At 73.3% G+C, this 7588-nt stretch carries 4 protein-coding genes and 1 pseudogene; 1 reads left to right on the top strand and 4 read right to left on the bottom strand.

Going from position 1 to position 7588, the window contains the following annotated elements:
- Positions 1 to 434 precede the first annotated feature (434 nt).
- Together ACOJUF_RS16670 and ACOJUF_RS16665 are read right to left on the bottom strand one after the other, a co-directional pair.
- Complete coding sequence (locus ACOJUF_RS16670) at positions 435 to 2300, bottom strand: ABC transporter ATP-binding protein (RefSeq protein ID WP_420122946.1); 1866 nt, start codon at positions 2298 to 2300, stop codon at positions 435 to 437.
- Positions 2297 to 4120 carry an ABC transporter ATP-binding protein gene (locus tag ACOJUF_RS16665; RefSeq protein WP_420122945.1) on the bottom strand — a complete coding sequence of 608 codons (1824 nt, stop codon included), beginning with the start codon at positions 4118 to 4120 and terminating at the stop codon, positions 2297 to 2299. Before ACOJUF_RS16665 ends, ACOJUF_RS16670 begins: the two co-directional genes overlap by 4 nt.
- A 358-nt stretch (positions 4121 to 4478) precedes the next feature.
- Between ACOJUF_RS16665 and ACOJUF_RS16660 the strand changes: the two genes are divergently transcribed.
- Positions 4479 to 5912 carry a glycosyltransferase 87 family protein gene (locus tag ACOJUF_RS16660; protein WP_420122944.1) on the top strand — a complete coding sequence of 478 codons (1434 nt, stop codon included), beginning with the start codon at positions 4479 to 4481 and terminating at the stop codon, positions 5910 to 5912.
- Here the strand turns inward: ACOJUF_RS16660 and sepH are convergent.
- Complete coding sequence (gene sepH, locus ACOJUF_RS16655; RefSeq protein WP_420122943.1) at positions 5863 to 6798, bottom strand: septation protein SepH; 936 nt, start codon at positions 6796 to 6798, stop codon at positions 5863 to 5865. The two genes, ACOJUF_RS16660 and sepH, sit on opposite strands and share 50 nt — an antisense overlap.
- A gap of 307 nt (positions 6799 to 7105) precedes the next feature.
- Positions 7106 to 7588, bottom strand: a pseudogene (locus tag ACOJUF_RS16650) (phosphoserine transaminase); the annotation flags it as partial.

Below are 7588 nucleotides of genomic sequence, written 5' to 3'. Positions count from 1 at the left end.
GGGTGCGGCGGGATCGGTACGGCGGCCCCGCGTCTGGGCCGGCGGGGTTCGAGTGAAGGCTGGTGCTCGGTGAGCGGGTGCGGGTCTTCGGTCGGCGGCGGGGCGGGGTCGGTGCCGAGGACATGAGCGCGGCGGGCTTGTGGCTGGGCCGGCCGGGTTCGAGTGAAGGCTGGTGCTCGGTGAGCGGGTACAGATCTTCACTCGGCGGCGCCTGGGCGGGGTCGGGTACGCCGGGGTCGATGGGGGCCGGTCGGTGAGGCCCCGGCGCGGCCTCATCGGACGAGGCCCCGGCGTCGCCTCACCGGCGTCGCCTCACCGGCGCGGCCTCGCCGGAGCCGCTTGCGCTCCCCGGCGCGGCCTCGCCGGAGCCGCTACCGCTCCGTGGAGCCGCCTCGCCCCGGGGAGTACAGTCCCGGCGGCCGACCGGGGCCTGGTCAGACCAGGGAGTCCCGCCAGGCCGCGTGCATGGTCGCGAAGGCACCCGGCCCGGCGAGCAGCTCGGCGGGCGGTCCGTCCTGGACGACGCGACCGCCGTCCATCACCAGGACACGTTCGGCGATGGCCACGGTGGACAACCGGTGCGCGATGATCAGCGCCGTCCGGCCGCGCAGCACCGTGCCCAGCGCCCGCTGGACGGCCCGCTCGGCCGGCAGGTCCAGCGAGGCCGTCGCCTCGTCCAGGATCAGCACCGCCGGATCGGCCAGGAACGCCCGGGCGAAGGCGACGAGCTGGCGTTGCCCGGCCGAGAGCCGGCCGCCCCGCTTGCGCACGTCCGTGTCGAACCCGTCGGGCAGCGACCGGATGAAGCCGCCCGCCCCGATCGCGTCGGCCGCGGCCTCGATCTCGGCCCGGGACGCCGACGGCCGGCCGAGCGCGACGTTGTCCGCCACCGATCCCGAGAACAGGAACGACTCCTGGGTCACCATCACCACGCCGCGCCGCAGGTCGGCGGTGCTCAGCGTGGCGACGTCGATGCCGTCCAGCGTCACCGTGCCGGCGGTCGGGTCGTAGAACCGGGCCAGCAGCTTGGCCAGGGTCGACTTGCCCGCCCCGGTGGCCCCGACGACGGCCACCGTCTGCCCGGCCGGGATCCGCAGATCGAGCCGGGCCAGCACCGGGACCTCGGGGACGTAGGCGAACTCGACGCCGGAGAACCGGACCTCGCCGGCGACGGTCGCCGGCAGCGGGTGCGGGCGGTCCGGTTCCGGTACGCCGGGCCGCTCCTCCAGCAGGCCGGAGATCTTCTCGAGCGCCGCGATCGCGCCCTGCCAGGCGTTGTAGAACATGGCCAGCTCGTCCAGGGGGTCGTACATCCGCCGCACGTAGAGCAGGAACGCGGCCAGCACGCCGACCTCCAACGAGCCGTCGATCACCTGCACGGCACCGATGACCATGGTGGCGACCAGGCTCAGGTTGCCGAACAGCCGCACGGCGGGGGTGTAGATGCCCAGCGCGACCAGGGCATCCCCGTTGGCCGCGGCGTTCCGGTCGTTCAGCTCGCCGAAGATGGCCGCGTTGCGCGGCTCCCGGCGGAACGACACCACCGCCCGCAGGCCGTTCATCGTCTCGGTGAACTGCACGATCAGCGCCGCGATCAACGAGCGGGTGCGCCGGTAGATCCGCCGCGACCGGCCCTGGAACCATCGGGTGACCAGCAGGATCGGCGCGAACGCGGCCAGCGCCACCAGGGCCAGGTCCACGTCCAGCACGAGGAGGGTGACCGCGGCCGCGACCACCGACAGCACGCCGGAGATCAGTCCCTCCAGACCCTCGTCGGCGAGCTCGTTGAGCGAGTCCAGGTCGCTGGTCATCCGGGAGATGACCCGTCCCGACGTGTACTGCTCGTGAAAGGCCAGGCTCAGGGACTGGGCGTGGGTGAAGACCCGACCGCGCAGGTCGAGCAGCATCGCCTGGGTGACCCGGGCGGACAACCGGACGAACAGCGCCTTGCCCAGGGCGTTGGTGACGCCCGCGGCCAGGTACGCCGCGGTGGCCAGCACGAGCGGGCGGCCGTCCCCGGCGGCCAGGGCCGGAACCGCCGAGTCGATGCCGTAGGCGACCGCCAGCGGGCCGACCAGGTACGCCAGCTCGCTGATCACGACGACGACGCCGGCGAGCAGGGCCCACCACCGGTAGGGCCGGATCAGCGAGCCCAGCAGCCGCCGCGAGCGGGACCGCAGCCGGAGGCCGACGTGGGCCGAGACATCGTCGGTGTCCTCGGCCGCGACGCCGCGCCAGGCGTCGTCGGCCTCGGGATCGAGGTCCGGCAGCGGCGTCCCACCGCCGGTCGCGATGGTCATCCGGATTCCTCCGATCGGCTGGTCAGCAGGTCCCGGTAGTCGGGCCGGGTGGCCATCAGCTGGGTGTGGGTACCGGTGGCGGCCACGCGACCGTCGACCAGCAGCGCGACGCGGTCGGCCAACAGCACGGTCGAGGCGCGGTGCGCGACGATGAGCGCGGTCGTCCCGGCCAGCACCGACCGCAGCGCCTGCTCGACCTTGGACTCGGTGTGGATGTCCAGGGCGGACAGTGGATCGTCCAGCACCAGCACCTCGGGCCGTCCGACGACGGCCCGGGCCAGCGCCAGCCGCTGCCGCTGCCCTCCGGACAGGGACAGTCCTTGCTCGCCGATGCGGGTGTCGAGCCCCCACGGCAGGCCGGCGACGAAGTCGGCCTGGGCCAGCTGCAGGGCCGCCCAGACGTCCTCGTCGCTCCCGTCGGGGTGGCCGAGCAGCACGTTCTCCCGGACCGAGGCCGAGAACAGGGTGGGCTCCTCGAACGCCACGGCGACCCGCCGGCGCAGATCGGCCAGGTCCAGTTCGCGGACGTCGGTTCCGTCCAGCCGGATGTGGCCGCCGGTGACGTCGTACAACCGGTTGACCAGGGCCGTCAGCGTCGTCTTGCCCGATCCGGTCGCCCCGACCAGGGCGATCGTCTCACCCGGCCGGACGTCCAGATCGACCCCGCGCAGCAGGTCCGGCCGGTCGTCCGGGGTGTCGGCGAACCGGAACCGGACGGCCTCGAACCGCAGATGCCCGCGGCCGGGGGCCGGCGACCGGACCGGGTGGGCCGGGGCGGCGATCGTCACCGGGCTGGTCATCACCTCGAAGTAGCGCTGGGTGGCACTCGCGGCGTCATTGGTCATCGCCAGCAGCCACCCGATCGAGTCGATCGGCCAGCGCAGGCTCAGGGCGACGCCGAAGAACGCGACGAGGGTGCCGGCGGACAGGGAGCCGTCGGCCACCTGGACGATGCCCAGGCCCAGGGTCAGGCCGAACGCGATCTCCGGCAGGACGATCACCGAACCCCAGAGCCGGGACACCACCGAGGCCTTGCCCAGCTCCGTTCCCCGCAGGCTGCGCGCCGCATCGGCGAACCGGCGGGAGAAGTGCCCGCTGCGTCCGAACGCCTTGAGGATGCGGATGCCGAGCACCGACTCCTCGACCATGCCGGCCAGGTCACCGACCTGATCCTGGCTGCGCCGGGCCAGTACCTGGTAGCGGGATTCGTACCGGAAGCAGAGCAGGACCAGCGGAACGGCCATCGCCGCGATGATCAGGCCCAGCGACCAGCTCAGTGCCAGCAGCACGACCACCCCGACGACGAAGGTGGCCAGGTTGACGAACAGGAACACGAGCCCGAACCCGAGGAAGCGACGGATCGTCGCCAGGTCCGAGACCGCGCGCGACATCAGCTGGCCGGTCGGCCAGCGATCGTGGAACGACACGGGCAACCGTTGCAGATGCGCGTAGATGGCGGCTCGCATCCGAGCCTCCACCCGCATGCTGGGTCGGGCGGACAGCATGCGCCGGGCCCAGAACAGGACGGCCTCGAGCACGCCGAGCACGAGCAGCAGGGCGCCCGGTCCCCAGAGACCGGCCAGATCCCGCTGCGCGATCGGACCGTCGATGATCTGCTGGATGACCAGCGGGAACGCCACCCCGCAGAGGGTGGCGGCCAGGGCCGCGACCGCGCTCAGCAGCAACGCGGGCAGGGCCGGCCGGACGAACGGCAGCAGCCGGCGCAGGCTCGCGGTCGCCGGTACGTGCGGCGGAACGCCCGGGCGCGACGAACCGGTGCCGCGATCGGTGGTGGGCGGGGATGCGGTGGTCTGGCTCATGGCGCTCGCCAGGCTACGTCCGACCTCCGACAGCCTCACCGGCTTTTTCCGCGGGCCGATTCCGGCCGGCGGAAACGTGTCGAACTGGGGATTCCATGACCGGCGCATGGGAGTACCATGTGATCCGGATCACTGAGCCAGTGGTCCACCGGTCGGGCCATCCGCCGTCCAGCTGACGCACGGCCCACCTCCCGGGTGCCCACTCGCGCCGAGTGTGGACAGCCGGTTCCGGACCGCCGGGTCACGGGTCCCCGAGCCGGGGACACGAGCCCGGCGGTTCGGCTCTTTCACTGGGCCTGCTCACAGCTGCCTCGTCCACCGTGTGCGATGACACCGGCAAGCGAGGAGTTCAGTCGTGGTGACCACACCGATCAGGTCGGACGCGCACACCCCGCGCGCCCGTGTTCCCGCCATCGCCGTGCTGGCGGTCGTGGCGGTCCTCGCCGGAGCGGCCATCGCGGCCCGCCTGCTGTTCGTCGACGAGGTGAACAGCGACTACCAGGTCTTCCTGAGCCCCTGGTACGACGCCCTGGCCGCGGGCGGCGGGCTGCGGGCGATCGGCCAGGAGATCGGGAACTACAACCCGCCGTACCTGTACCTGCTGGCGGTGGCGACCTACCTGCCGGTGCCCAAGATCGTGGCGATCAAGCTGGTGTCGATCGTCTTCGACCTGGTGCTCGCCGCCTTCGCCGGACTGATCGTGCGGGGCCGGTTCGGGGCCTGGCCGGGGGTGGCGGCCTTCGGCGCCGTCCTGTTCGCGCCCACCGTGCTGGTCAACAGCGGCTACTGGGGCCAGTGCGACTCCGTGTACGCCGCGTTCTGCCTGGGCAGCCTGTTCTTCCTGCTCCGCGGGCGCTCCTGGTGGGCCTGCCTGTTCTTCGGGCTGGCCCTGTCGTTCAAGCTGCAGGCCATCTTCTTCCTGCCCGTGCTGCTGATCGTGCTGGTGGTCAACCGGCGGCGACTGCTCGCGCTGCTGGCGGTGCCGGCCACCTTCCTGGCCATGCTGCTGCCCGCGGCGCTGGCCGGCCGTCCCTGGTCCAGCCTGCTGGCGGTGTACCCGGCTCAGGTGACCGACGGGGGGACCGGCGCGGGCCGCGGCAGCGGGTTCGGCGGCGGGTTCGGGGCCGGTGGGGGCTCGACGGCCGGCGGGTCGGGTCTGGGGGCCTGGACGAAGAACGGCCCGACGATGTTCCAGTGGGTGGGCGGCTCGGTGGCCTGGCTGGTCCTGGGCCTGGTGATCGCGGCGATCCTGCTGGTGGGGCTGGCCGTGGTGGCCTGGCGCCACCGGCCGCTGGGCGAGGCACAGATCGTGGTCCTGGCCGCCGCGGTCGTGCTGGCCGTGCCGTTCTTCCTGCCCCAGATGCACGAGCGCTACTTCTACCTGGCCGACGTGCTCACCATCGTCGCCGCGTTCTACGTGCGCCGGTTCTGGCCGGTCGCGGTGGCGGTCTCGGCGAGCTCGCTGCTGTCCTACGCGCCGTTCCTGTGGCGCAGCACCCCTGTGGCGTTGCCGCTGGTGTCGTTCCTGGAGTTCCTGGCGGTGATCGCCACCGTCGTGGTTGCGGTGCACGTGCTGACAACTCCGGACAGCCGGTGGATCCGCGGCGCGGGCGTGGCCCGGAGCAGGTGGTCGCCGAACGCGGACCGGCGCAGCGACGCGGACCCTGCGCCGAGCGGAGACGGGCCGGGCGAGGAGCGCCCGGCCCCGGGCATCGCGCCGATGGGCCGGCCGGACGCGCCGGTCAGCCCTTCGAGTGACCGCCCAGCAGGATGTCCTCCCAGCCTGGCATGACGGGCCGCTGGCCGCGTCGCGCGGGCCGGGTGGGGGTCTGATCGGTGCCGGTGAGTCCGGCAGCCGTGGTCGATGGCGCCTCGTTCGGCGTCGGGTGCGTGTCCCCCGGGCGAGCGTCCACCGAGGGGGCGGCCGGCGAGGCGGTCACCTCGGCGCGGCGGCTGCCGGCCGGGTGCCGGGACATCTGCGGGGCGGCCGCGGGCGGCTCGAACTCGGGCTGGCCGAACAGGGGCGGTTCCTCGACCGGCCCGGCGGAAACCCGGGCGGCGGCGGGGTCGCCGGCGGACTCGGCGATGGTCCGGAGCGGGCGGGGCGCCGGATCGAGCAGTTCGCGGGCCGCGTCGTCGAGCGACCGCAGGGTGGTGGTCCGGGAGCCGGTGTGGATCTCCCAGGTGGCCTGGTTGTCACTGCGGCCGGCCTGCCAGTGCACCGCGACGATCCAGCCCGCGTCCTGCGGCTTGTAGGCGTCCCACCGGATGCTGTCGGCCTGGCCGCGCTGGCGCAGCGTGGCGGTGACCAGCTCCTCCAGCGTCTTTCGGGTGGGGTTGCCGTCGATCATCGGGTGCGCGGCCCGGGCCTTGTCGGCCATGCTGGCCCGCTCGAGCATCACCGGGTAGGCGTAGCTCTCGATGCGGGACACGCTGGTGACGGCCTCGGCCGCGACCACGGCGACGGTCTTGCCGGCGCGGATACGGGCCTGGATCTCCTTGGGCCGCAGCTGCGGGTCGGTCTCGACGGCCCGCCGGCCGGAGCCCTTGAGCTCACCGCGGGCGGCCGCCCGGAGCCGCTCGTCCGAGCGGAGCGAGAACACCTCGCCGGTGACGGTGTCCTCGCAGAGCAGGTTCTCGCCGTCCTCGGCCATGCCCAAGACCCGCAGCGCACGCATCGGCGTTCTCCTCCCCGCAGCACTTTTCAAGCGTCACGGGGACCGTATCGCGCCGTCCGGCGCGGCCGGCCCAGGCGCGCCGAACGGGTCGGTCCGACCGGGCCCGACAAGATCGCCACCGGGCGCCACCGGTCGCCGGAACCGGCGGCGGCGCAGGCGGTCCGGTCCCGGCGGGACCGCCTCCGGTCGGCCGGGCGGACGAGGTCACGAGCCGGCCCGCCCGGGTGACCCCGAGCGGGATCGGGCACGCCGGAGCCCGGGGATCGGCGGACCTTGGGCGGGCACCGGTGGCCCGATCGGGCCCCTCCTACAGGCGCTCGACGACGTAGTCGACGCAGGCGGTCAGGGCCGAGACGTCGTCGGGCTCGACCGCCGGGAACATGCCGATGCGCAGCTGGTTGCGGCCGAGCTTGCGGTAGGGCTCGGTGTCCACGATGCCGTTGGCCCGCAGCGTCTTGGCCACCGCGGCGGCGTCGACGGAATCGGCGAAGTCGATGGTGCCGACCACCTGCGAGCGCAGCTCGGGCCGCGCGACGAACGGCGTCGTGTACTCGCGCTCCTGCGCCCAGGCGTAGAGGCGGGATGAGGAGTCCTCGGTGCGCTTGGTCGCCCAGTCCAGGCCACCCTGACCGTTCAGCCAGTCCAGCTGGTCGGCCAGCAGGAACAGGGTGGCCACGGCCGGGGTGTTGAGGGTCTGGTCCTTGACCGAGTTGTCCAGGGCGGTCGCGATGGACAGGAACTCGGGAATCCAGCGGTCGGTCGCGGCGATCTCGGCGATCCGGTCGAGGGC

The organism is Nakamurella sp. (assembly GCF_048594475.1).
Lineage (GTDB): Bacteria > Actinomycetota > Actinomycetes > Mycobacteriales > Nakamurellaceae > Nakamurella.
Note: the sequence above shows the minus strand (reverse complement) of the source record. Positions and strands in the feature narration are given on the sequence as shown.

Excerpts from the sequence above, each read along its gene's own strand:
- ACOJUF_RS16670 (WP_420122946.1), bottom strand. The coding sequence starts at position 2,300 with ATGACCATCGCGACCGGCGGTGGGACGCCGCTGCCGGACCTCGATCCC.
- ACOJUF_RS16665 (WP_420122945.1), bottom strand. The coding sequence starts at position 4,120 with ATGAGCCAGACCACCGCATCCCCGCCCACCACCGATCGCGGCACCGGT.
- sepH (WP_420122943.1), bottom strand. The coding sequence starts at position 6,798 with ATGCGTGCGCTGCGGGTCTTGGGCATGGCCGAGGACGGCGAGAACCTG.